This window comes from Amycolatopsis solani (genome assembly GCF_033441515.1).
Taxonomy (GTDB): Bacteria; Actinomycetota; Actinomycetes; order Mycobacteriales; family Pseudonocardiaceae; genus Amycolatopsis; species Amycolatopsis solani.
The window spans coordinates 350,356-372,723 of the sequence record NZ_JAWQJT010000003.1 but is presented as its reverse complement, the minus strand read 5'-3'; the positions used below and the strand labels follow the sequence as shown (position 1 = coordinate 372,723).

Below are 22,368 nucleotides of genomic sequence, written 5' to 3'. Positions count from 1 at the left end.
AACTGTCAAGCGCCGAGAGGACGGGCCGGTGGGAGTGCGTGGGGTAGCGCCGGAGGAGCTCGACTCCCGGAAGGAGGTCGGGGCCCGGCTGCGCGCCGCCCGCCGCGGCGCCGGGCTGACCCTGCGCCAGGTGGCGCAGGCGCTCGACGTCAGCGCCGGCACGTGGAGCGCCGTCGAGAACGGCGGGACGAAGATCGACGACGGACGGCTCGCGAAGGCCGCGGACCTGCTGGCCGTCGACCTCGCGACGCTGCGCGGCACGCCGGCGGCCGGGAGCTGGCGCGACTTCGGGCCGCTGCGGCTCGAACCGCCGCTGGCCGGCGCGCTCGACGCCTTCGTCGAACTCGGCTACCACGGCGCGACCATCCGGGACATCGCCCAGCGCGCGCGGCTGTCCGTGCCCGGCGTCTACCACCACTGGCCGGCCAAGCAGGACTTGCTGGTCGCGTTGCTGGACCTGACGATGGACGACCTGCTGACGCGCGCCCGCGCGGCGCGCGCCGAGGTGGACGGCCCGGTCGAGCGGTTCACCCGGCTGGTGGAATGCCTGGCGCTGTTCCACACCTACCGGCGGGAGCTCGGGTTCATCGGGGCGAGCGAAATGCGCAGCCTCGACGAGCCGGACCGGATCCGCATCGCCGCCACCCGGCAGGAGGTGCAGCACATGGTCGACGACGAGGTGGTCGAGGGCTGCCGCCGCGGGGTGCTGACGACGCCGACGCCGAAGGAGGCCGCGCGGGCCGTGGTCACGATGTGCACCGCGCTGCCGCAGTGGTGGTCGCCCGCCGGGCCGTCGTCGCCGGAGACGGTCGCGCGCCAGTACGTCGGGTTCGCGCTGGACGTGGTGCGGCTCGCGCGTTGACACCCCGCGCGCCCGCTCGTACGGTCGACCCGACCAATCGCTCGGCTTTGTTCAGGAGTGTCCCGTGGTGGATCACGATCTCCCCGCCCCCTCGTCGCGTGCCCGCGAACTCCGCGAACGGATGCTGGTGTTCATGCGGGACCAGGTGCTGCCGTCGGAGGCCGAGTACCTGGCGCACCGCCGGGCCGCGGGCCCGGACGACCACGTCGTGCCGCCGGTCGTCGAGCGGCTGAAGACGGCGGCGCGCGCCGAAGGGCTGTGGAACCTGTTCCTGCCCGCCGAATCGGGGCTGACGCAGCTGGAGTACGCGGCGATCGCGGAGCTGTCGGGCTGGAGCCTCGACCTGGCGCCCGAAGCCATCAACGGCCAGGCGCCCGACACCGGGAACATGGAACTGCTGCACCTGCTCGGCAGCGAGGCGCAGAAGCGCGAGTGGCTCGCGCCGCTGCTGGCGGGGGAGATCCGCTCGGCGTTCGCGATGACCGAGCCGGACGTCGCCAGCAGCGACGCCACGAACATCGCGACCCGCATCGTGCGTAACGGCGACACCTACGTGATCACCGGCCGCAAGTGGTGGACCAGCGGGGCGATGGACCCGCGGTGCGCGTTCTTCATCCTGATGGGCAAGACCGACCCCGGGGCGGCCACGCACCGGCAGCAGACCATGGTGCTCGTGCCGCGCGACACCCCGGGCGTGACGATCGTGCGTGACCTGCCGGTGTTCGGCCACCACGACCAGCACGGCCACGCGGAAGTCCGCTTCGACGACGTCCGCGTCCCGGTGGAGAACGTGATCGGCGAAGAGGGCGGCGGCTTCGCGGCCGCGCAGGCCCGGCTCGGCCCGGGGCGGATCCACCACTGCATGCGCGCCCTCGGCGCGGCCGAACGCGCGCTCGCGCTCCTGGTTCAGCGGTCGAAGGACCGGGTCGCGTTCGGCGGTCCGCTGGCCGACCAAGGTGTGGTGCGGCAGCAGATCGCGGAGTCACGGCTGGAGATCGACCAGGCGCGGATGCTGTGCCAGCGCGCCAGCCACGTCATCGACGTCTCCGGCAACAAGGCCGCGCGTGATCTGGTGGCGATGGCGAAGGTGGCGGTCCCGCGGGCGGCGACCCGGGTGATCGACCGCGCGATCCAGGTCCACGGCGGCGCGGGCGTCACCGACGTGACCCCGCTGGCGGCGATGTACGCGTGGCACCGCGCGATGCGGCTGTTCGACGGGCCGGACGAGGTGCACCTGCGGTCGATCGCGAAGGCCGAGCTGCGGCGGGAACCGGTGCTGCCGCCGGCCTGAGCCGGCCACTTTTGCGTCTGGACGGCGTAATTTCGCTCAAACGCGACATACTTTCGTTGACTTGATGCAAAAGTCCTCTTTACCCTCGCGGAGCGTCAGGTAGAGACCCTGGCTGATCCCCGAGGAGCAAAGATGCTTCGCGAACGCCGCCGCCGAGCGCTTCTGATGCTTTCATCACTGGTCACGGCCCTGTCCGCCGTCGTCGTCGCACCCGCTCACGCCGCCGTGCCACCCCAAGAGCCGGGGGTGACGCTCCGGGTTTTCGATCTGCAAACCGAGCTGACCAAGCTCTGCACCATCAAGCCCGGGTTGACCCCCAACGTCGACAAGCTGATGCCGACGATCAACTGGACCGGCACCGGCGACTTCGGGGTCGGCGACTTCTTCGTGTCCGAGGTGACCGCCAACATCAGCATCGCGACGGCCGGCACCCACCAGTTCCGGCTGACCAGTGACGACGGCTCGCGCCTGAGCGTCGACGGCCAGGTCGTGATCACCAACGACGGCCTGCACGGGGCGACCGCGGTGACCGGCTCGGTCTCGCTGACCACCGGCTACCACGCGCTGCGGATCGAGCACTTCGACAACGCAGGCGAGCAGCAGATCACCCTGGAGTGGCAGCCGCCCGGCGCGTCGGCCTTCGCGGTGGTGCCCAACTCCGTGCTCAGCACCGACGCCGGCGTCGTGCGGGTGACTTCGCCGGGGAAGAAGGAGTGCGAAGGCACCGCCGACTCGCCCGGCGACGGCCTGCCGCTGACCAGCGTCCACCCCGGCTTCACGCTGACCGACCTGCGGCCCGCCGGGTTCCAGCCGCAGGTGACCGGGATGGACTGGCTGCCGGACGGCCGTCTCGCCATCGCGACCTGGGGCGGGTCGAACAACACCGCCGGTGAGGTCCAGCTGATCAGCAACGCCACCGGCACCACGGACCCGTCGCGGGTCCGCACCCAGCGGATCGCCAGTGGCCTCAAGGAACCGATGGGCGTCAAGTACGTCGACGGCAAGCTGTACGTGTCGGAGAAGACGCGGCTCGTCGAGCTGAACGACACCAACGGCGACGGGGTCACCGACGTCTACCGGACGGTCGCGACCTGGCCGTTCGGCGGCAACTTCCACGAGTTCGCGTTCGGCTTGCTGTACAAGGACGGGTTCTTCTACGTCAACCTGTCGGTGGCGATCGACCTCGGCGGCGCGACCACCAACCCGCAGCCCGCGCCGGGCCGCGGGGTCACCATCAAGGTCGACAAGAACACCGGTGCCGTCTCGACCATCGCCGGTGGCCTGCGCACCCCGCACGGCATCGGCTGGGGGCCGGAAGGCGACATCTTCGTCACCGACAACCAGGGCGGCTGGCTGCCCGCGAACAAGCTCGTGCGCGTCGAGCAGAACCGGTTCTTCAACCACTACACGAACCCGGCGGGCCCGTTCGACGCGCAGCCGGTGACCGCGCCGGTGGTGTGGTTGCCGCACAACGAAATCGCGAACTCGCCCAGCAACCCGGTCCAGCTGACGCAGGGCACGTTCGCCGGCCAGCTCGTCTACGGCGACGTGACCTACGGCGGCCTGCAGCGGGTGTACCTGGAGAAGGTCAATGGCGAGTACCAGGGCGCGGTTTTCCGGATGACGCAAGGGCTCGAGTCCGGCGTCAGCCGGATCAGCCTCGGCCCGGACGGTGCGATCTACACCGGCGGGATCGACGGCGGCGGCAACTGGGGCCAGCCGGGCAAGCTCGCCTACGGCCTGCAGAAGCTGACCCCCAACGGCACGAACGCCTTCGACATGCTCGCCATGCGAGCCGTCTCGGGCGGGTTCGAGCTCGAATACACGCAGCCGCTGTCCGCCGCGACCGTGCAGAACCTGAGCACGAAGTACCAGGTCTCCCAATGGCGTTACGTCCCGACCGCCGCGTACGGCGGCCCGAAGGTCGACGAGCAGACCCTTTCCGTGACCGGCGCGACGGTGTCCGCCGACCGCAAGAAGGTCACCCTGCAGATCGCCGGTCTGCAGGCCGGCCGGGTCGTGCACGTCCGGTCCCCGCGGCCGTTCGCGGCCGAATCCGGCACGCCGTTGTGGAGCACGGAAGCGTGGTACACCCTCAACTCCGTGGTCGGCGGGCCGCCCGCGAGCGTGACCTACGAAGCGGAACGGGCGACGCTGACCGGCGGCGCGAGCGTCAACACCGACCACCCGGGCTACCAGGCCACCGGCTTCGTCGACGGGTACTGGAACCAAGGCGCCGCAACGACGTTCGCGGTGACCGCGCCGTCCGCCGGGACCTACAACGTCGGCCTGCGGTATTCGAACGGCCCGAACCCCAGTGCCGGCACGAAATCCGTGAGCGTCTACGTGAACGGGACGAAGGTCCGCCAGACCCGGCTGGCCAGCACGACCACGTGGGACAACTGGGCGCTCCAGCCGGAAGCCCTGCCGCTCGCGGCGGGCGCGAACTCGATCTCCTACCGGTTCGACAGCGGCGACGCCGGCAACGTCAACCTCGACAACATCACCGTCACCGCGGCCACCCGCGTCCCGTTGTTCGACGGGACGAACCTGAACGCCTGGGAGCTCCGCTCCGGTGGCGCGGCACCGTGGCCGATCGACGGCGGCTCGATGGAAGCGCTCGGCGGGGACATCCGCACCCGGCAGAAGTTCGGCGACTTCAAGCTGCACGTCGAGTGGTACGAGCCGGACTACCCGCCGGAGGTCACCGGGCAGGCGCGCGGCAACAGCGGCGTCTACCTGCAGGACCGGTACGAGCTGCAGGTGCTCGATTCCTTCGGCGACACCACGCTCGCCAACGACGAGGCGGGCTCGATCTATTCGCAGAAGGCACCGGACGTGAACGCCGCGACCGCCCCGCGGACGTGGCAGACCTACGACATCACGTTCCGGGCGGCCCGGTTCGACAGTGCCGGGACCAAGACCGACAACGCCAGGGTGACCGTCGTGTGGAACGGCGTGACCGTCCACAACGACGTCGCCATCACCGGCTCGACCGGGGGCGGCGATCCGGAAGGCGCCGCACTGGGCGCGATCCGTCTGCAGGACCACGGCGACGCCGGTGCGAATCCGAGGTTCCGCAACGTCTGGGTGGAACCGATCAGCTGAGCGACGGCCGGGGTCGCGGCGGTTCGGGGAGGCCGTAGCGGGTGTTGAGCACCTGCATGGCCGCCCCGGCCGCCACGACGTCGGTGCCCAGCGCGGTCAGGGAGACCTCCACGGTGAGCCAGCCGGCGCCCGGCAGCTGGGTGCGCACGGCGTGTTCGACGGCGTCGCGGTAGAGCTCGCCGTGGGGGAGCAGGTCCGCCCCGCCGAGGACGATGTGGCCGAGGTCGAGGGTCTGGAGGAGGTTGACCACGCCGGTCGCGAGCACGGCGGCCGCCGCGGCGGGGCCGGGCGCGCGCTCGTGGACCGCTTCCAGGCAGCCGCGGCGTCCGCACGCGCAGAGCGGCCCGTCGAGCTGGACGACGGCGTGGCCGAACTCGCTGGCGTTGGTGTGCGCGCCGCGGTGGGCCGCACCGCCCAGCCACAGCCCGGCGCCCACCCCGGCGTCGACCACGACCAGGGCGGCGTCGCGGAAGGTGGTGCCGCGGCGCCAGGCCTCGGCCGTGATCCCGGCGGTGACGTCCTTGTCCACGACCACGGGCAGGCCCAGCCGCTTCCCGGCGAGTTCGGCGAGCGGGACGTCACGCCAGTGCCGCAGCCGGTGGGCGCCGCGGACGGTGCCGGTCGACTGGTCGAGCGGCCCGATCATGCCGATGCCGACCCCGGCGAGCTCCGGCGTGCGCAGGCTGTGCCCGTCGATCATCGTCGTGACGCCGGAGGACAGTTCGCCCAGCAGCTGTTCCGGCGTGAAGTCGGCGGGCAGCGGCGCCGCCGTCGACGCGTGGACGGTGCCGGCCAGGTCGGTGAGGACCAGGCGCAGTTCGCGGCGGGTGACGTGCGCGCCGATCGCCCAGCGGCTCCCCGGGACGAGCCGGTAGACCGCGGCCGGTTTGCCGCGCGCCGGGCGCCGCACGCCCGCCGGTTCGAGCAGTCCCTCCTCGACCAGGCGGGCCAGCACCTTCGACACGGCCTGCGGGGTCAGCCCGGTGACCTCGGCGACGGTGCCGCGCTCGAGCGTGGGCACGGTCCGGGCCAGCGCGAGCACCAGCGCTTCGTGGTAGTCCCGCAGGAAAGCCAGATGCACGGCCGCACCTTACCTGGTATTAACGCAACAGCGTTGCTAAAGTCGCCGGAATGGACGACCTCACCCGTCGGCGCCGCTGGGCGGCCCTGCTCGCGCTGGCCCTCGGGTCGGTGGGGATCGGGCTGACGGAGTTCGTGCCGGCCGGGCTGCTGCCCGAGATCGCGCGCAGCGTGGTGGGGAACGCCGAACCCGATTCCGTCGCCCGGGCCGGGTGGATGATCACCGCGTACGCGCTCGGCGTGGTCGTGGGCGCGCCCGTGCTCGCCACGATCACCGCCCCGATGCGGCGCAAACGCCTGGTGCTCGGGCTGCTCGTGTTCTTCGTGCTCGGCACCGCCGCGTCCGCGGTCGCCTCGACGTTCGGCCTGGTGCTGGTGGCCCGGTTCGCCGCCGGCCTGCCGCACGGCGCCTACTTCGGGTCCGCCGGCCTGCTCGCGGCGACGCTGATGGGGCCGGGCAGCGAGGGGCGCGGTTTCGCCGTGGTGCTGAGCGGGCTGACCGTGGCCAACGTGGCGGGCGTCCCGGTGATCACGCGGCTCGGGCAGGCCGCCGGCTGGCGCGCGGCCTACCTGGTCATCGCCGGGGTCTTCCTGCTCGCGCTGCTCGCGGTGGCGGCGACGGTGCCCGACGGGCCGGCCCCGGGCGGATCGCCGTCCGGCGAACTGCGCGCGCTGCGCCGGCCGCAGGTGTGGCTGGTCGCGGCGACCGCGTCGATCGGGATCGCCGGCTTCTTCGCCGTCGACAGCTACCTCGCGCCGATCACGACGTCGGTCACCGGCCTGTCGCCGGGCGCGGTGCCGTGGGTGCTGGTCGCGGTCGGTCTCGGCATGACGGCGGGGAACTTCCTCGGCGGCTGGCAGGCGGACCGGAACCTGCGGCGGGCGATGGTGGCGGGCTTCGCGGCGGTGATCGCCGCGAACGTCTACTTCGGACTGACGGTGGGTTCGGCGTTCGGGCTGTTCACCGGCGCGTTCCTGATCGGCGGGACGATCCTGTTCCTGGGCCCGGTGCTGCAGGCCCGGCTGATCGCGGTGGCGCCGGGCGCCCAGCTGATGGGCGCGGCGCTGAACCAGTCGGCGTTCAACACCGCCAACAGCCTCGGCGCGGCACTGGGCAGCGTGGTCATTTCGGTCGGCCTCGGCTACCGCGCGACGGCGTGGGCCGGGGTGGTCGTGAGCGCGATCGGGCTCGTGCTGGCTGTGGCCGGGTTCGCGGTGGACCGCCGCCGGGCCGCCGCGTAGCTTTCAGTTCTGCGGCTGGGAGTACCCGGGCGGCGGCCCGGCCATCGGGTAGCCGGGCGGCGGCGCGTAGCCGGGGTGGCGCGGCCGGCCACCCTTGACGACCGCGAGCGCGACCAGGAGCCAGGAGAGCACCGCGGCCGCGTCGAGCGGCAGGGCGACCGCCGTGAAGATCAGGCCGAGGTCGCTCGCGCTCAGGTCGTCGGAGCTGATCCAGGACGCCGCGTCCAGCGACACGAACTGCCACACGATGCCCGCCACCGTCGTGACGAGCATGACGACGAAGGCGGCCACCATCAGGCCGGAACCGCCGCGGGCGCGGGCCTTGATCGCGAAGATCAGGCCGAGCAGGCCCACCACGAGCAGCAGCGCCCGCGGGATCGTCTGGATGGTCGCCGAGACCAGGGGTGACATGCCCGCCTCCACAGTTCGCCGCCGGAGGGGAAGGGCGTCCGGGCCGCGCCGCGCCGATCGTATGCGGTGGCCGGGTTCCGCGTGGCGGGTTCGGCGGAAGCGCTTTGGAAGTCGCGTCCGGCACCGTGGGGCGGACGAAGGGAATCGAACGATGAAACGTGCTGGTGCGGCCGCTTTGCTCGCCGCGGCCTTGATCACCGTGCTCACCCCACTGGCGTCGGCGGCGGACGGCCCCTCGGCCGGCTCGTCCCCGGTCGGCGGAACGGGCGGCGGACCTTACATCGGTGACGTCCCGGCACCCGGCGGCGGCGCCCGCTGACCGGCGCGCCGCACCGGATCGATCGAGAACACAGCAGTCCGCCGGACTTCCCGCGCGGACCGGAGAAGGGTTGACACGATGCGTCACAAGATCGCGGCCATGGCCGCAACCACCGTTTTCGCCGTCACCGGCACCCTCGCGGCCGCGACGCCGGCGCTGGCGAGCGTGGAGCCGCCCGCCGGCGGCTGGGACCACACGTGGACCACCACGGACGCGGACAAGGGCGGCACGGTCTACATCGAGGAGAACGGCGACCGCGTCTCGGTCTGCGACACGGCGTCCGACGGGCTCTCGCCCCGGGTCCAGGTCGCCAGCGAGGAGAGTTCCGTCCCGGGCGCCTACGACATCCGCTACACGCTCACCGCCTCCGGCGGTTTGGGATCCTGCGCCACGGCCAGCGCTTCCCAGGGCGGCGTGTACAACCTGCCGGAGAACACGAGCATCGGCGTCACGGTCTGGCTGGGGCCGAACTACAAGTTCCAGAGCACGCACTACTACCTCAACGACCACTAGCCACTCACGGCGGCCGGCGCGGTCTCCGCTCCGCGCCGGCCGGGGGAGTGTTCGCATCTTTCGGCCCAATTCATCGGCCACCGGTAACAATGGATCAATCGCGCGCGACTGCCGGGGGAAGGTGAAGTCCGCCTTCGCGGCACCGGTGAACGCTGTGGGTGTACGTCTTGGGCAGCGGGAGCCGGGACGGAGGTAGAAAATGCGCGTTTCTTTTGATCCGAAACTCGACGGGTTCGCGTTCGACAACTCGTTCACGAACAAGGTCCAGATCGCCGGAATCCCGATCACCGAAACCTTGGGGCGTTGTGGCGGGATGGCCTTCGCGGCCCTCGACTACTGGCACCACATGGTGCGGATCCCCGTGGAGCCGGCTCTGCCGGGGGACGGGATCCCGCTGGCCGAATACATCTACGACCGGCTGATCACCAGCATCGTCAACAACTGGCCGATGTTCTTCCATTTCATGCGAACGCCCGACCATCCGACGTGGCTCAACGGGATCGGGGTCGCCCGCGCGACGCGGGAAGAGCAGTACCCGAAGCTCAAGACGCTGCTGGAGCAAGGGCTGCCGCAGCCGATCGGGCTCGTGCAGTCCCGGGACGTCGGCGGGTTCGCCCGCGACCACCAGGTCGTCGCGTACGGGTACGAGGAGGACGGCGACTCCAGCCGGGTGTTCATCTGGGACAACCGGTACCCGGGTGCCGAAGGAGTGTTGGAATTCACGTCCGTCTACGATCCGGGAAACCGGTTCGTGCACCAGGACAACGGACAAGAGTGGCGAGGCTTCTTCGTCGAGAACTATTCACCACAACTGCCGTGGTACCTGGCGAACGGGAAACTGCTGAGCGATCAGGGTGACGCGCGGATATACGTGATCTACGCCGGAGCGAAGTTCTGGATCACCAGTCCGGACGAGTTCGATCGGCTCGGCCTGCGCTGGTCCGAAGTCCTGGAACTGAAGGACGGGTCGTTGAACTACATATCGACGATTCCCGGTGATCGGGCCGTGTTGCGTGAAATCGACGACGCGCCCGTGTCCGTCACCTACGGCGGCAAGGGCTTCCACATACCCGACCCGGACACCCTGTTCAGGTTGGGATTCACCTGGAACGACGTCCGGGTCGTGCCGGCCGGTGGCTTCAGCGCGCTCGACAAGGCACCTCGGGACCTCGCCCTCTTGAAGGAAGAGACGGCGGCCGCGGTCTACGTCGTCGAGCACGGCGAGCTGCGCCACGTGCCTGACCCGGAGACCTTCGCCGCCCGCGGGTTCCGCTGGGACCGGATCGGCGTCGTCCCGGACGGCGGGCTCGCCGACATCCCGGTGGGGCCGCCGTTGCCGCCGAGCCATCCCACGGCCTGGAGTGAACGTCCGGGAGGGCACCTCGTCACCCGCGATCTGGATCGGGTCGACTACCAGGTCGAAGCGGGCGCGCGTCCGGACGACGAAGTGGAGTTCGTCATCCGGCTCGGCGACGGCATCACCTGGCGCAAGGAGATCGTCCTCCAGGCCGATGACGGCGAGTGGACCATCGCGGCCCACGACGACGTGCGCAGCGACGCCAACGGCCTCTACCGCTACCAGCTGGCGAACGGGGGACTCCGGCTGCGCAAGGCCAAGGCCTTCGGCGTCATGACCGACGTCCTCGAACTCGGCGACCTGGCCCGGCTGCCGGTCGGTGCCCGGGTCACGTTCACCTGGGTGCGGGACTAGGCACCGGCCGGCTCGCTAGGGGTTCTTCCAGACTTTCGCCGCCACCACGCACGGGCGTGCCGCCGCGGGGTAGAACCGGGGCATGGTGAGCACGGAACCCGGGGTCGTCGGCTTCCCGCGGCGGGCGCCCGGTCAGGTCACTCCGCCCGAGGGTTATGCCGAGCTGCGGTCCCGGCCCGGGTTGTGCCGGACCGTGCTGCCCGGGGGGACGCCCGTCTGGCTCGTCGCGCGGCACGAGGACGTCCGGGCCGCGCTGACCGATCCGCGGCTGAGCTCCGATCCGTCGAAGCCGGGTTTTCCCGCCACCGGCGGGGCGCCGGAAGCGCTTCCCGGGTGGTTCGTGGCCATGGACGCGCCCGAGCACACGCGGTACCGGAAGCTGCTCATCCCCGAATTCACCGTGCGGAAGGTGCGTGAACTGCGGCCCGGCGTGCAGCAGGTCGTCGACGAGCGGATCGACGCCATGCTCGCCGCCGGGAACTCCGCGGACCTCGTGTCCGCCTTCTGCCTCGTGCTGCCGTCGCTCGTCATCTGCCAGCTGCTCGGGGTTCCCTACGCGGACCACGAGCACTTCGAGTCCCGCACCCGTGTCCTGGTCAGCCTCGCTTCGACGGCCCGGCAGCGGGAAGTCGCGCTGGGGGAAATCAACACCTACCTCGCCGAGCTGATCGCGGCGAAGCGGGCGCGGCCGGGGGAGGACCTGATCAGCCGGCTGATCGACGGCGGGGTGCTGGACGACGCCGAGCTGCTGGGCGTGGCCATGCTGCTGCTGGTCGCCGGGCACGAGACCACCGCCAACATGCTGTCGCTCGGGGTCGTGACGCTGCTGGAGAACCCGCAGTGGATCGGGCACGAGGGTGTCGTGGAGGAGCTGCTGCGGTTCTTCTCGATCTCCGACGTCGTCAGCCTGCGCGTCGCCACCGAGGACCTCGAGATCGCCGGCCAGCTCATCCGCCGCGGGGAAGGGGTCGCGCCGCTCGGGCTGGCGGCGGGGCACGACGGGACCGTGTTCGAGGACGCCGGCGAGTTCTGCCCGGCCCGCTCGGCGCGCCACCACGTCGCCTTCGGCTACGGGATCCACCAGTGCATCGGGCAGCACCTGGCCCGGCTGGAAATGGACGTCGCGCTGACCACGCTGTTCGAGCGGGTGCCGCGGCTGCGGCTGGCGGTGCCCGCCGACGAGCTGGAGTTCAAGCACGACGGAGTCCTCTTCGGACTCTACGAGCTGCCGGTGCGCTGGTAGCTCACGCGGTCAGGACGTTCACGCCTTCGCGTTCGATTTCGGCGGCCACCGTGGAATCGATGCCGCCGTCGGTGATGAACGTGTCCACTTCGGACAGCTCGGCGAAGCGGGCGAAGTGGTCGTTGCCGACCTTCGTGTGGTCGGCGAGGAGCACGACGCGGCGGGCGCCGGCGATCGAGGCGCGCTTGACCATCGCCTCCGCCGGGTCCGGGGTGGTGAGGCCGCGCTCGACCGACAGGCCGTTGGTCGCCATGAACGCCACCTCGACGAACGTTTCGCTGAGCGAGTGCAACGCCCACGAGTCGACCGACGCGAGCGTGCGCGCCCGCAGGCGCCCGCCCACCAGCATCACCGTCAGGTTGGGACGCTTGGACAGCGTCAGCGCGATGTTCACCGAGTTGGTGACCACCGTGAGGTTGCAGTCGATGGGAAGCGCTTCCGCGAGGTGCGCGGTGGTCGTGCCCGCGTCGAGCAGGATCGCGCCTTCCGCGGGCAGTTCGGCGAGCGCGGCCTTGCCGATGCGCTTCTTCTCCGCCGTCATCACGCTTTCGCGGGTGTTCAACGCCGGTTCGAACCCCAGGCGCTCGATGGGGATCGCCCCGCCGTGCACCCGGCGGAGCGACCCGTGGCGTTCCAGCGTGGTGAGGTCGCGGCGGATCGTCTCCGTCGTCACGGCGAACTCGCCGGCCAGTTCGGCCACGTCGACCCGGCCGCGGGACCGGGCCTGCTCGAGGATCAGCTGCTGACGCTCTTCCGCGTACACCGCGACCCCCGCCCATGTCGTTCTGTGTGGTTGCTGATGTTACTTTATGTTGAATCACGCCCGGAAGGCAATGCCGCCGCGGGGGCGGCCAGGGCCTGGAGCTCCCGCTGGAGCTCCGCGTTCACCGCGCTCTGGTGCCGGGCGAGGAAGAAGTGCCCACCGGGGAAGACCGACAGCCGGAGGCCGCCTTCGGTGTGCTCGCCCCAGTTCCCGGCCTCCTCGGCGGTCACCTTCGGGTCCTGGTCGCCGATCAGCACGGTGACCGGGCAGCGGACGCGGCGCCCGGCCGGGCAGGCGTAGGTCTCGATCGCCCGGTAGTCGGCGCGGATCGCCGGCAGCGCCATCCGCAGGATCTCGTCGTCGCCGATGACCGTCCGGTCCACCCGGTTGAGTTCCCGGACCTCGTCGAGCACGCCGTCGTCGTCGCGCTCGTGGATCCGCTCGTCGCGGAAGGTCGACGGCCCGCGCCGCCCGGACGCGACGATCGCCCCCGGCGCCCGCAGGCCGCGCAGTTCCAGCCGCCACGCGGTTTCGAAGGCGAGCACCGCGCCCATGCTGTGCCCGAAGAACACGGCCGGCTTGTCGGAGAGGGCGGCCAGCTCGTCGGCGATCAGGTCGGCCAGCTCGGCGATCGAGGCGAGGTTCGGCTCCCGGCGGCGGTCCTGGCGCCCCGGGTACTGCAGCGAAACGACGTCGACGTCCGGCGCGAACCGCGCGGAGACCGGGTGGAAGTAGCTGGCCGAGCCGCCGGCGTGGGGGAAGCAGACGAGCCGGGTGCCCGCGCCGGGTGCCGGGTGGTAACGGCGGATCCACGACGTCGTGGCGTTGTCCGCGATGTTCACGAGAGCGTTTCCCTTCGACGCGGGTCAGGTCCGTCAGTGAACCCCGCCCGCCCCCACGGATTCCTTAGTGTTGCCGCTCACACCGGGGGATCTTCACCCGAAGCCCGCCGAGGTTCGGGGTTTTCCGGGTGCGCGACGACCTAACGTCGGCGGGGCACGCGATCCGGCCGTGCCCGACGGGAGGAGTCCTGATGACCGCTGACGCGCTCACCGCCGCCCGGCGCAAGGCGACCGAGCTGCGCCGTGCCATCCAGTCGCTGCACCGGATCCACGGTGACACCCCGCCGATGCGGCGCCTGATGAGCGACCTCGGCTGGATCGAAAGCGGGCTGGGGGAGCTGCCCGCCACGCCGCGGGCCGCCGCCGATCGGGTGCTCGTGCCGGATACGCCGTACGCGCGCGAAATGTGGCACGGTGCCGACGACGAGGGGCTGGGCGGCCGCCGCCTTCCGTGAAAGCAGGGTGAGGATGGCGGAGGTGACGGGCGTCGCCGGGCGCGTGGTCGGCCGGCGGCGGGAACGGGAAGTCCTCGGTTCGGCGTTCGCCAACGCGCGGGCCGGGTCGGCGACCCTGGTGCGGGTGCGCGGGGCGACCGGCACCGGCAAGACGGCGTTGCTGGCGGAGTTCGCGCGGTCGGTCGGCGACCGCGCGGTCGTGCTGTCGGAGACCTGCCGCCGTCCGGGCGGCGGGACCGCCGGACGGGCGGCCGAAGGGCTGCTCCCGGACGCCGGGAGCCGGTACGGCATGCCGGTACCGGTGCTGTCGCGGCGGCTGGGCCGCCGGCTGGCCGAGCTCACCGTGACCGGTCCCGTCGTCGTCCTGCTCGACGACTTCCACCACTGCGACGAGGCGTCCGTCCGGGTGCTGGCGCACCAGGCGCACCGCGGCGCCGAGCAGCCCCTGCTCGTCGTGGTCGCGCAGCGGCCAACCGCACGGCCGCTGTGGCCGCCGATGGCGCTGCCGCCCGGCGACGTCGCGACCGTCGACCTGGCGGACTTCGGCGAAACCGAGGTCGCCGAGGTCGCCGCCGCGTGGTGGCACGAACCGCCCGGACCCGGCTTCGCGCGCGAGCTGTCCCGGCTGACCGGCGGCAACCCCGCCCTCCTCGGCGAACTCTGCGCGGCCCTGCACCTGGAGGGACTCGCCCCGGACGACCAGGCGCTGGCGCGGGCCCGCGTGCTCGCCCCGGGCGCCCGCGCCCGGCTGGTCGAGCGCGTCCTCGCCGGCCGCCCGGAGCACGTCCGGCACGTCGCCGAGGCGCTGGCCGTGTTCGGCGCGCCCGACGTGGAGCTCGTCGCCCTGCTCGGCGGCGTGCCCGAACCGCTCGCCGCCGACGCGCTCGGCGTCCTGGCCGCCGAAGGGCTGCTGCGCGACGGCGGCGGAGAACTCGCCTCGCCCGCGGTCCGCGACGCGGTGCTGGCCGGCGTGCCGGAACGGCGGCTCGGCCCGCTGCGGCTGACCGCGGCGCGGCTGCTCAACGACCGCGGCCGCTCGCCCGAGGACGTCGGCGCGCACCTGCTCGGCCGCCGGCTGCTGCCGGAGCGGTGGATGCGGGACGTGCTCGCCGAGGCCGCGCGCACCGCCGAACGGTCGGGACGGCCGCACGACGCCGCCCGCTACCTCGGGGTGCTCGTCGCCGACCGGCCGCACGACATGCCGGTGCGGATCGAGTTCGCCCGGCTGGTCGGCGTGCGCGACCCGCTGGCCGCGTACGCGACGCTGGCCGGCATGGCCGAACTGGCCGAAGACACCCGCAGCCGGGCCCGGATCTCCTTGCAGCTGGCCATCGCCGCGCTGTCGGCGCGCGAACCGCAGGAGGCGACGCGGCTGCTGACCGGCGCCCTCGAGCAGCTCGACGAAGACCGGGCCGGCGACGCCGATCGCGGCCTGCGGACCGAGCTCGAGGCCGCGCTGCTGGCCGTCGCGTTCGAACAGCCCGGCTCGCTGGAGCTGGTCGGCGCGCGCCTGCCCGCGATGTCCGCGCTGACCGGCCAGACCCCGCCCGAGGTCGGGGTGCTGGCGCTGGCCGCGCTGGCGCACATGATCCGCGGCACCGACCGGGACCTCGCGATCTCCTGTGCGCGGCGGGCCCTCGAACGCCCGGAACCTTCGGTGCGGTGGGCGTGTTCGCTGGCCGCCTACGTCCTGTTCGCCGCCGACGAGGTCGACGAAGCACTGCACGCGCTGGGCGGCCTCTCGCCCGGCCCGGTGCGCGACGACACCGGCTGGACGGAAGTCGTGGCCCTGACCGCGCATTCGTGGCTCACCTGCGGGGCGGGCGACCTGTCACGGGCGCTCTCGGACGCGACGGCGGCCGCGCGCGCCGCCGAGCGCGACGACCGCGCCGAGCTCGCGACCGCGCCCCTGGTCGCGAGTGCGCTGGTCCTGCTGCAGCAGGGCGACGTCGACGGGGCGGGCGCGGCGATGGCCCGCGCCGACCGGACCGGGCCCGACGGGTCCGTGCTGCGCTTCCCCTTCCACCTGCTGGCGCGGGGACGGCTCGCCGAGGCCCGCGGAGACCTCGAAGGGGCGCTGGCGCACCTGCGCCGGTGCGGCGCCGCCCTGCGCGCGGAAGGCGGCGCCAACCCGCTGTTCGTCCCGTGGTGGCTCGACGGCGCCCGGGTGCTCGTCCGGCTCGGCCGGCGGGCGGAGGCCGCGGACCTCGTGGCGCACGGCGAAGAACTGGCCCGCGCCTGGGGATCGGCGTCGGCACGGGGGCTGGCGCTGCTGGGCCGCGGCCTGGTGGCCGAAGGCGACGCCGCCGTCGACGGCCTCACCGCGGCGGCCGGGGTGCTCGGCGGGACGGCGGCGTCCTGGTACCTCGCCGAAGCGGAAACCGCGTTGGGACAAGCACTTCTGCGTGCCGGTGACCACCAGGGCGCGCGCCGGGCGTTCCGGGCCGCCGTGGACCTTTCGGTGCGCTCGGGGTTCTGGAGCCGGGCCGAGGAGGCCCAAGCCGGGGTGACCGCGGCCGGTGGCCGCAACTACCCCGTCACCGGCAGCGTGACCGACGTGCTGACCCTGGGGGAACGGCGGGTCGGCGAGCTCGCCGCGACCGGCGCCACCAACCGGACCATCGCCGACGCGCTCCAGCTCGCCGTGCGGACCGTCGAGATCCACCTGACGAGCGTCTACCGCAAGCTGGGCGTCAACGGCCGCACCCAGCTGCAGGAGCGGTTCCCCGGCGGCCTGATCGCGCCGGAACCCGCGCTGTGACGGGTGACGCGCGGAGAACGCGGGGGAGCGGTATGCGCCCGGTGCCCGGACTCGCGGTGATCGTCGACGACACCGGCGTCCTCGAAATGGTGCTGCCCACCGGCGAGCACCGCGTGCTCGCCAGCGGCCTCGGCGCGGCGATGTGGATCGCGCTGGCCCAGCACGACTGGGATCCGGCCGCCGCGGCGCTGGCGCTGGCGCCCACGTGCGACCTCGAACCGGCCGAGCTCACCGGTTCCCTGCGCGCGTGGATGGGCGACCTGGCGGCACTGGGCGTGCTGAGCACCGGCGCGGCCGACGGAAAACCCTAGATATGCGCGCTGTTCGTTGACCGGTACCACCGCGGTGACCGACGCTCCTGACGCACGAAGGAAAAAGTCCCGAAGACTCAGGGAGGCGCGGTGGGCGGGCAGGCGCAGGATCGGCCGGCCGTGATCGGCGGCGGGGTGATGGGCTCGGCCATCACGGCGATGGCACTGGGACACGGAGTTCCGGTCACCCTGGTCGAAATCGACGGCGAGGCGGTCGAACTCGCGAAGCGGCGCGTGGCGCAGCAACTGCGGCACGGCAGGCTGATGGGCGCGTTCCCCGACGTCCCCGAAGGCGAGCTGACCGCGACGACCGGCCTGGACGCGGCGAAGGACGCGACCGCGGTCGTCGAAGCGATCATCGAAGACGACAAGGTCAAGGCCACTGTGCTCGGTGAGCTGGCGGCGCTGGTCGCACCGGGAACCCCCTTGATCACCAACACCTCCGGCATCCCGGTCGACGAGCTGGCCGACGCGGTCGAGCGGCCCGCGGACCTGCTGGCGACGCACTTCATGAACCCGGCCTACCTCATCCGGAACGTCGAGGTCGTCCGCGGGCCGCGCACCGATCAGTCCACTCTGGACTCCGTGCTGGGCCTGCTGGAACGGCTGAGCCGGCGCCCGATCGTCGTGCGCGACTCGCCGGGGTTCGTCACCAGCCGCCTGCTGCACCCCATGATCAACGACGCGGCGCGGGTGGTCGAAGAAGGCACCGCGTCCGTCGAAGCGGTCGACGAGCTCATGCAGGGCTGCCTCGGTCACCCGACCGGCCCGCTGCGCACCGCCGACCTGATCGGCCTGGACAACCTCGCCGACGCGCTGCGGGCGCTCGCCGAACGCACCGGCGACCCGCGGCACGCGCCGTGCGCCCTGCTGCAGTCCAAAGTGGCCGACGGCCACCTCGGCCGGAAGACCGGACGGGGCTTTTACGAGTACGGGAAGGTGTTCTGAGTGAACGACGTCTCCACCACCGCAACCCCGGCACGCACGCCGGAGGCCGTGACGCGGGAGATCCGGGAGTTCCTGACCGGACGCGTCAAGCAGGACGTCCCGGAGGACCAGGACCTCTTCCGCACCGGCCTGGTCTCCTCGATGTTCGCCATGGAGCTGGTCGTGTTCCTCGAGCAGACCTACGGCATCGCGATCGTCGGGCCGGACCTCAAGCTCGACAACTTCCGCACCGTCGAAGGCATGACGGCGCTCGTGGGGCGCCTGCTCGATGAGTGAGTCCCCGCTCGCGGCGGCCGCCGCCGAGCTGACCGCCCGCGTCGGTGACCGGGCGGCGGCCTGGGACGTCGACGGCCGGCTGCCCGAAGACCTGTTGCGCGCACTGGGCGCGCGGGGCCTGCTGTGCGCCGAGGTGCCCGCCGGGTACGGCGGTCTCGGCGCCAGCAGCGTCCACAGTGGCTGGTTCACCGCGCACGCCGGTTCGCTGTGCAGCTCGCTGCGCAGCGTGATGACCTCCCAAGGCATGGCGGCCTGGACCATCCAGCGCTTCGGCGACCGCGCCCAGCGGGCGGACTACCTCGGCCGGCTCACCTCCGGCGACCTGGCCGCGGTGGCCTTCAGCGAACCCGCGGCGGGCAGCGACCTGTCGTCGGTGGCCACCACCGTCCGCGCCGACGGCGACGACGTCGTCGTCAACGGCGAGAAGGTCTGGATCACCGCGGCGGCGTACGCGGACCTGATCGTGGTCGTCGGCGAGCTCGACGGCCTCGGCACCGCGGTCGTGGTGCCGTCGAACGCCGAGGGCGTCACGATCGAGCGCGTCCCGCACCCCAGCGGGTGCCGCGCCGCCGGCCACTCGACCGTCCGGCTCCACGACGTCCGGCTGCCGCGCTCGGCGGTGCTGGGCGGCGGCGGGGTCGAACTGTCCATGCTCATCACGACCGCGCTCGCCTACGGCCGGATTTCGGTGGCCTGGGGCTGCGTCGGCATCCTGCGGGCCTGCCTGGCCGCGGCCGGCGCGCACGCGGCGAACCGCTACCAGGGCGGGGTGGCGCTGGCCGACCGCCAGCTCGTCGCCCGGCACCTGGCCGACCTCTACGCCGACGAGCAGGCCGCGACCCGCGTGTGCGAGCACGCGAGCCGGGCCTGGGACGAGCGGTCGCCCGAGATGGTGGTCGCGACCGTGCTGGCCAAGTACGTCAGCTCGACCGCGGCGGCCCGCGGTTCGGGCACCGCGGTGCAGGTGCTGGCCTCGGCCGCGGCCCAGGACGGCCACGTGGTCGCCCGGGCGCACCGCGACGCGAAGCTGATGGAACTCATCGAAGGCAGCAACGAGATCTGCCAGCTCATCCTGGCGGGGCACACCCGTGTCCTCGTGAATACCGGCGACTGAGGAGGATTCCGGTGGCAAGCACGACCATGGTCAAGTGCCTGGTGTGGGACCTCGACGAAACCCTGTGGAACGGCACGCTGCTCGAAGACGGGGCGGTCGAGGTCGCCGAAGAGATCCGGCAGCTCGTGAAGACTCTCGACGGGCGCGGCATCCTGCAGTCGGTCGCGAGCAAGAACGACCACGAGCACGCCTGGGCGCGGCTGGAGGAACTGGGCCTCGCGGAGTACTTCGTGCTGCCGCAGATCGGCTGGCACGCGAAGTCGCAGTCGGTCAAGGCGATCGCCGACGAGCTGAACTTCGCCCTCGAGACGATCGCGTTCGTCGACGACCGCGACAGCGAGCTGGCCGAGGTGACCTACCACCACCCGCAGGTGCGCACCTACCGCGCGGAAGACGTGCTGGAGCTGGCGAACCTGCCGGAGTTCAGCCCGGAGACGATCACCGTCGACTCGCGGCGGCGGCGTCAGATGTACCAGGCGTCGTTCCGCCGGCAGGAGGCCCAGGCCGGGTTCGCCGGGCCGGACGAGGACTTCCTGCGTTCGCTGGACCTGCGGATGACGATCCTGCCGGCCACCGACACCGAGCTGTCCCGGGTGGAGGAGCTGACCCGGCGTACGAGCCAGATGAACGCCACCGGCATCCACTACTCCGACGAAAAGCTGCGCGGCCTGCTCGACGACCCGTCGCACCGGGTGCTGGTGGTCAGCATGCGCGACCGGTTCGGCCCGCACGGCGCGGTCGGGGTGATCCTGCTCGAGACGTTCGAGGAGTTCTGGCACCTGAAGCTGCTGGCGACGTCGTGCCGGGTCGTTTCGTTCGGCGCGGGCTCGGTCATCCTGCGCTGGCTGGCCAACCAGGCCGCGAGCGCCGACGCGCACCTCGTCGCCGACTTCCGGCCGACCGACCGCAACCGGATGATGGAGATCGCGTACCGCTTCGCGGGGTTCGCCGACGACGCGTGCGCGTGCACGGCCGTGCTGCCTTCCGGTGAGGTGCCGGGGCTGCAGCGGCTGCACCTGGAGCCGGTGCCGCAGGAGGAGCCCACGACGGTGACCCTGGTGGCACCCGACCTCGACGAGCCGGTCGGGGTGCGCTGAGTTTCTCGGAGGAAGGGCCCGCTCCCGGTTCGGGGGCGGGCCCTTTTTTTGGTGCGGGGCATGGGGAAAGGCCGCCACGGTGGGTCCGTGGCGGCCTGTCCTGGTCCTTCAGCTTGCTTTGCGGATGAGCGTGATGCCGTCGGCCATGGGCAGCAGCGACATCTCCACGCGCGGGTCGTCGCGCACGAAGCGGTTGAACTCGCGGATGGCGACCGTGTCGGGGTCCTGGGCCTCGGGATCGGTGACGCGGCCGAAGAAGAGGGTGTTGTCGACGACGATGAGCCCGTCGGGGGCCAGCAGCCCGAGCGCGGCCTCGTAGTAGGCGGCGTACCCGACCTTGTCGGCGTCGATGAAGACGAGGTCGACCGTGCCCGGCCCGTACTCGTAGAAGAGGGCGTCGAGCACCTGCGTGGCGGGATCGATCCGCAGGTCGATCCGGTCCTCGACCCCGGCCCGCCGCCAGTAGGGCCGGCCGAACGCCGGCCAGCGGTCGGTGACGTCGCAGGTGATGAGCAGCCCGGTGGCGGGCAGCGCCCGGGCCATGCAGAGGGAGCTGTAGCCGGTGAAGGTGCCGACCTCCACCACCAGCCGCGCCCGGGTGAGCTTGACCAGCAGCGCGAGCAGCCGGCCTTCTTCCGCGGACACCTGCATCGCCGCCCCCATGGGCAGCGAGGCCGTCTCGTCGCGCAGTTCGCGCAGGATCTCGTCCTCGGCTTGCGAATGCTCGCTCACGTAGCCGAGCACGTCGGAGGACGCCAGTAGTTGGGTCGCCATGGCGGAAGCCTAGGTTCGCCGGGTCCTGGAAAGGTCTAGTTCACAGGCGGAGCAGTCCCTGGTGGACGCGCTGCAGGAGAGCGAGCGGCGGGCGGCCGGCTGTCCCGAGCTCCGCGACGTCGGCGACGAGCAGCCCGCGGTCGATCCCGTGCTGGACGAGGTCGCGGGTGGCGTCGAGGGATTGCCGGAGGTAGGCGGAGACCTCGGCGATGGAGGTGGGGATCTGACACATCCGGCACAGGGCGGCGAGGTCCTGGTCGAGCCCGGCGGCGCCGCGGTGGCGGCCGGTGGCGAAGAGCATGACTTCGGGAGGCAGGAGGTGCCGGGCGCGCGGGGGTGGCGGGGTGCTGCCGCGGACGTAGGGGCGGGGGCGTTCCCGGGTGGTTGGGACTGTGTTGGCCGCTGGGGTGCTGGGCGCTGCGGTGCCGGCTGCTGGGGTATTGGGCGCTGTGGTGCCGGGCTCTTCGAGCCGGGTACCGAGGCTGGCCGCTCGTCGCCCGCGGGTGCGATCGTCCTCGGCGGGATCGTGGGGCTGACCGGGCCGCGGCTTGCGAGTGGGTTCACCGGCGCCGTTCCGGTGCGGACCGGAATTACGGGCACCGGGGTCGGACTTGCTGGGGCCGCTCGCCTCGCCGGTGGCGGGGACGGCCGACTTGCCAGTACTGCTCGCCTTGCCCCGGCCGGGGGTGCGGGCAGCAGCGGACTTGCCGGCGCGCTTGCCCCGCGCGCCGGTGCCGGTCGCACGGGCAGCGGCGTCGGCTGACCCGCCGGCGCGCTCACCCCGGGCCCGAGAGGCAGCGGACGTGCCCTCACCCTCGTCACGGCTTGGCTCGGCCGCTCCCTCACCGCCCTCGGCCTGCGGCTCCGGCGCGTGCCCGGGGTCCGAGTTGGGTTTGGGTGTGAATCCATGCGCCGCCCACACCTCGTAGTCGCCCCACCCGCCGAAGGACAGGGTGGCTGATCCGAGCTTCGCCGGGCGGCGATCGTGGGAGTTTTTCATGTTCGCGGCCTCGAAACCGGTCGGGCGGGGTGTCGAGCCACCTTCACCCACGGCCCTGGCGGGGTGTCAAGTCACTTTGCCTTAATGTAGGGATTTCTGGGTCTTCGTGGGTAGTGCGTTGTCGGCAGGGGCCAACCGCAGACAAAACGAAGGTGCTGGACTTGTTAAACCAACATTGGTCGTCTTAGGCTGGAGAGCCACGTCACCCTCTGGTACACCGCCGGTGGGTGACGGTAAGCAGCCGCTG

21 protein-coding genes are annotated in these 22,368 nt (G+C 72.1%); 15 read left to right on the top strand and 6 right to left on the bottom strand.

Going from position 1 to position 22,368, the window contains the following annotated elements; translation table 11 throughout:
• Positions 1-28 precede the first annotated feature (28 nt).
• The 3 genes from SD460_RS34260 (at position 29) to SD460_RS34250 (ending at position 5,261) form a co-directional block, all read left to right on the top strand.
• Complete coding sequence (locus tag SD460_RS34260) at positions 29-862, top strand: TetR-type transcription factor C-terminal domain-containing protein (protein WP_318307289.1); 834 nt, start codon at positions 29-31, stop codon at positions 860-862.
• 64 nt (positions 863-926) lie between these two features.
• The gene (locus SD460_RS34255) at positions 927-2,153 is read left to right on the top strand and encodes an acyl-CoA dehydrogenase family protein (RefSeq protein WP_318307288.1); all 1,227 of its coding nucleotides are present in this window, start codon (positions 927-929) and stop codon (positions 2,151-2,153) included.
• 165 nt (positions 2,154-2,318) lie between these two features.
• Positions 2,319-5,261, top strand: coding sequence for a 3-keto-alpha-glucoside-1,2-lyase-like domain-containing protein (locus tag SD460_RS34250; protein ID WP_290055928.1), 2,943 nt, complete (start codon positions 2,319-2,321; stop codon positions 5,259-5,261).
• Here SD460_RS34250 and SD460_RS34245 read toward each other — a convergent pair.
• A complete protein-coding gene (locus SD460_RS34245) occupies positions 5,254-6,342 on the bottom strand; it encodes an ROK family transcriptional regulator (protein WP_290055929.1) in 1,089 nt (362 codons plus the stop codon). The two genes, SD460_RS34250 and SD460_RS34245, sit on opposite strands and share 8 nt — an antisense overlap.
• Before the next feature lie 50 nt (positions 6,343-6,392).
• On the opposite strand from SD460_RS34245, the gene SD460_RS34240 reads away from it, so the two are divergent.
• A complete protein-coding gene (locus SD460_RS34240; protein ID WP_290055930.1) occupies positions 6,393-7,583 on the top strand; it encodes an MFS transporter in 1,191 nt (396 codons plus the stop codon).
• Positions 7,584-7,586: 3 nt separating this feature from the next.
• On the opposite strand, the gene SD460_RS34235 is transcribed toward SD460_RS34240, so the two are convergent.
• The gene (locus SD460_RS34235; protein WP_290055931.1) at positions 7,587-7,994 is read right to left on the bottom strand and encodes a hypothetical protein; all 408 of its coding nucleotides are present in this window, start codon (positions 7,992-7,994) and stop codon (positions 7,587-7,589) included.
• A gap of 151 nt (positions 7,995-8,145) precedes the next feature.
• Between SD460_RS34235 and SD460_RS34230 the strand changes: the two genes are divergently transcribed.
• The 4 genes from SD460_RS34230 (at position 8,146) to SD460_RS34215 (ending at position 11,780) form a co-directional block, all read left to right on the top strand.
• On the top strand, positions 8,146-8,313 hold the full coding sequence (locus tag SD460_RS34230; protein WP_290055932.1) for a hypothetical protein: 168 nt from the start codon (positions 8,146-8,148) through the stop codon (positions 8,311-8,313).
• Between the two features lie 99 nt (positions 8,314-8,412).
• A complete protein-coding gene (locus tag SD460_RS34225) occupies positions 8,413-8,826 on the top strand; it encodes a hypothetical protein (RefSeq protein ID WP_290055933.1) in 414 nt (137 codons plus the stop codon).
• Between the two features lie 199 nt (positions 8,827-9,025).
• Positions 9,026-10,537 (top strand): hypothetical protein, encoded by a 1,512-nt coding sequence (locus tag SD460_RS34220; RefSeq protein WP_290055934.1) that lies wholly within the window; start codon positions 9,026-9,028, stop codon positions 10,535-10,537.
• 82 nt (positions 10,538-10,619) lie between these two features.
• Positions 10,620-11,780: a cytochrome P450 gene (locus SD460_RS34215; protein ID WP_290055935.1), complete on the top strand. Its 1,161-nt coding sequence runs from the start codon at positions 10,620-10,622 to the stop codon at positions 11,778-11,780.
• A gap of 1 nt (position 11,781) precedes the next feature.
• Here SD460_RS34215 and SD460_RS34210 read toward each other — a convergent pair whose 3' ends face one another.
• Positions 11,782-12,543 carry a DeoR/GlpR family DNA-binding transcription regulator gene (locus SD460_RS34210; protein WP_086865209.1) on the bottom strand — a complete coding sequence of 254 codons (762 nt, stop codon included), beginning with the start codon at positions 12,541-12,543 and terminating at the stop codon, positions 11,782-11,784.
• Positions 12,544-12,587: 44 nt separating this feature from the next.
• A complete protein-coding gene (locus SD460_RS34205) occupies positions 12,588-13,385 on the bottom strand; it encodes a thioesterase II family protein (RefSeq protein WP_290055936.1) in 798 nt (265 codons plus the stop codon).
• A 191-nt stretch (positions 13,386-13,576) separates the two neighbouring features.
• Here SD460_RS34205 and SD460_RS34200 point away from each other — a divergent pair, with 191 nt between their 5' ends.
• The 7 genes from SD460_RS34200 to SD460_RS34170 all read left to right on the top strand — a co-directional run bounded on the left by SD460_RS34200 (position 13,577) and on the right by SD460_RS34170 (position 20,347).
• Positions 13,577-13,840 carry an Rv0250c family protein gene (locus SD460_RS34200; RefSeq protein ID WP_290055937.1) on the top strand — a complete coding sequence of 88 codons (264 nt, stop codon included), beginning with the start codon at positions 13,577-13,579 and terminating at the stop codon, positions 13,838-13,840.
• A 13-nt stretch (positions 13,841-13,853) separates the two neighbouring features.
• Positions 13,854-16,601, top strand: a complete 2,748-nt coding sequence (locus SD460_RS34195; protein ID WP_318307287.1) for an AAA family ATPase — start codon at positions 13,854-13,856, stop codon at positions 16,599-16,601.
• 32 nt (positions 16,602-16,633) lie between these two features.
• Complete coding sequence (locus tag SD460_RS34190; RefSeq protein ID WP_290062060.1) at positions 16,634-16,912, top strand: hypothetical protein; 279 nt, start codon at positions 16,634-16,636, stop codon at positions 16,910-16,912.
• Positions 16,913-17,002: 90 nt separating this feature from the next.
• Positions 17,003-17,860, top strand: coding sequence for a 3-hydroxyacyl-CoA dehydrogenase family protein (locus tag SD460_RS34185; protein WP_290062059.1), 858 nt, complete (start codon positions 17,003-17,005; stop codon positions 17,858-17,860).
• On the top strand, positions 17,861-18,136 hold the full coding sequence (locus SD460_RS34180; protein ID WP_318307286.1) for an acyl carrier protein: 276 nt from the start codon (positions 17,861-17,863) through the stop codon (positions 18,134-18,136).
• The gene (locus SD460_RS34175; protein WP_318307285.1) at positions 18,129-19,250 is read left to right on the top strand and encodes an acyl-CoA dehydrogenase family protein; all 1,122 of its coding nucleotides are present in this window, start codon (positions 18,129-18,131) and stop codon (positions 19,248-19,250) included. Before SD460_RS34180 ends, SD460_RS34175 begins: the two co-directional genes overlap by 8 nt.
• 26 nt (positions 19,251-19,276) lie before the next feature.
• A complete protein-coding gene (locus tag SD460_RS34170; protein ID WP_290062063.1) occupies positions 19,277-20,347 on the top strand; it encodes an HAD-IIIC family phosphatase in 1,071 nt (356 codons plus the stop codon).
• A gap of 108 nt (positions 20,348-20,455) precedes the next feature.
• Here SD460_RS34170 and SD460_RS34165 read toward each other — a convergent pair whose 3' ends face one another.
• Positions 20,456-21,121: an O-methyltransferase gene (locus SD460_RS34165; RefSeq protein WP_290062056.1), complete on the bottom strand. Its 666-nt coding sequence runs from the start codon at positions 21,119-21,121 to the stop codon at positions 20,456-20,458.
• A 40-nt stretch (positions 21,122-21,161) separates the two neighbouring features.
• Positions 21,162-22,121 (bottom strand): DUF742 domain-containing protein, encoded by a 960-nt coding sequence (locus SD460_RS34160; RefSeq protein WP_290062062.1) that lies wholly within the window; start codon positions 22,119-22,121, stop codon positions 21,162-21,164.
• Positions 22,122-22,368 lie beyond the last annotated feature (247 nt).

Bases quoted from the DNA above. Each gene is read 5' to 3' on its own strand.
- SD460_RS34250 (WP_290055928.1), top strand. From the start codon at position 2,319: ATGCTTTCATCACTGGTCACGGCCCTGTCCGCCGTCGTCGTCGCACCC.
- SD460_RS34240 (WP_290055930.1), top strand. From the start codon at position 6,393: ATGGACGACCTCACCCGTCGGCGCCGCTGGGCGGCCCTGCTCGCGCTG.
- SD460_RS34235 (WP_290055931.1), bottom strand. From the start codon at position 7,994: ATGTCACCCCTGGTCTCGGCGACCATCCAGACGATCCCGCGGGCGCTG.
- SD460_RS34230 (WP_290055932.1), top strand. From the start codon at position 8,146: ATGAAACGTGCTGGTGCGGCCGCTTTGCTCGCCGCGGCCTTGATCACC.
- SD460_RS34225 (WP_290055933.1), top strand. From the start codon at position 8,413: ATGGCCGCAACCACCGTTTTCGCCGTCACCGGCACCCTCGCGGCCGCG.
- SD460_RS34220 (WP_290055934.1), top strand. From the start codon at position 9,026: ATGCGCGTTTCTTTTGATCCGAAACTCGACGGGTTCGCGTTCGACAAC.
- SD460_RS34215 (WP_290055935.1), top strand. From the start codon at position 10,620: ATGGTGAGCACGGAACCCGGGGTCGTCGGCTTCCCGCGGCGGGCGCCC.
- SD460_RS34200 (WP_290055937.1), top strand. From the start codon at position 13,577: ATGACCGCTGACGCGCTCACCGCCGCCCGGCGCAAGGCGACCGAGCTG.
- SD460_RS34195 (WP_318307287.1), top strand. From the start codon at position 13,854: ATGGCGGAGGTGACGGGCGTCGCCGGGCGCGTGGTCGGCCGGCGGCGG.
- SD460_RS34190 (WP_290062060.1), top strand. From the start codon at position 16,634: ATGCGCCCGGTGCCCGGACTCGCGGTGATCGTCGACGACACCGGCGTC.
- SD460_RS34175 (WP_318307285.1), top strand. From the start codon at position 18,129: ATGAGTGAGTCCCCGCTCGCGGCGGCCGCCGCCGAGCTGACCGCCCGC.
- SD460_RS34170 (WP_290062063.1), top strand. From the start codon at position 19,277: ATGGTCAAGTGCCTGGTGTGGGACCTCGACGAAACCCTGTGGAACGGC.
- SD460_RS34165 (WP_290062056.1), bottom strand. From the start codon at position 21,121: ATGGCGACCCAACTACTGGCGTCCTCCGACGTGCTCGGCTACGTGAGC.
- SD460_RS34160 (WP_290062062.1), bottom strand. From the start codon at position 22,121: ATGAAAAACTCCCACGATCGCCGCCCGGCGAAGCTCGGATCAGCCACC.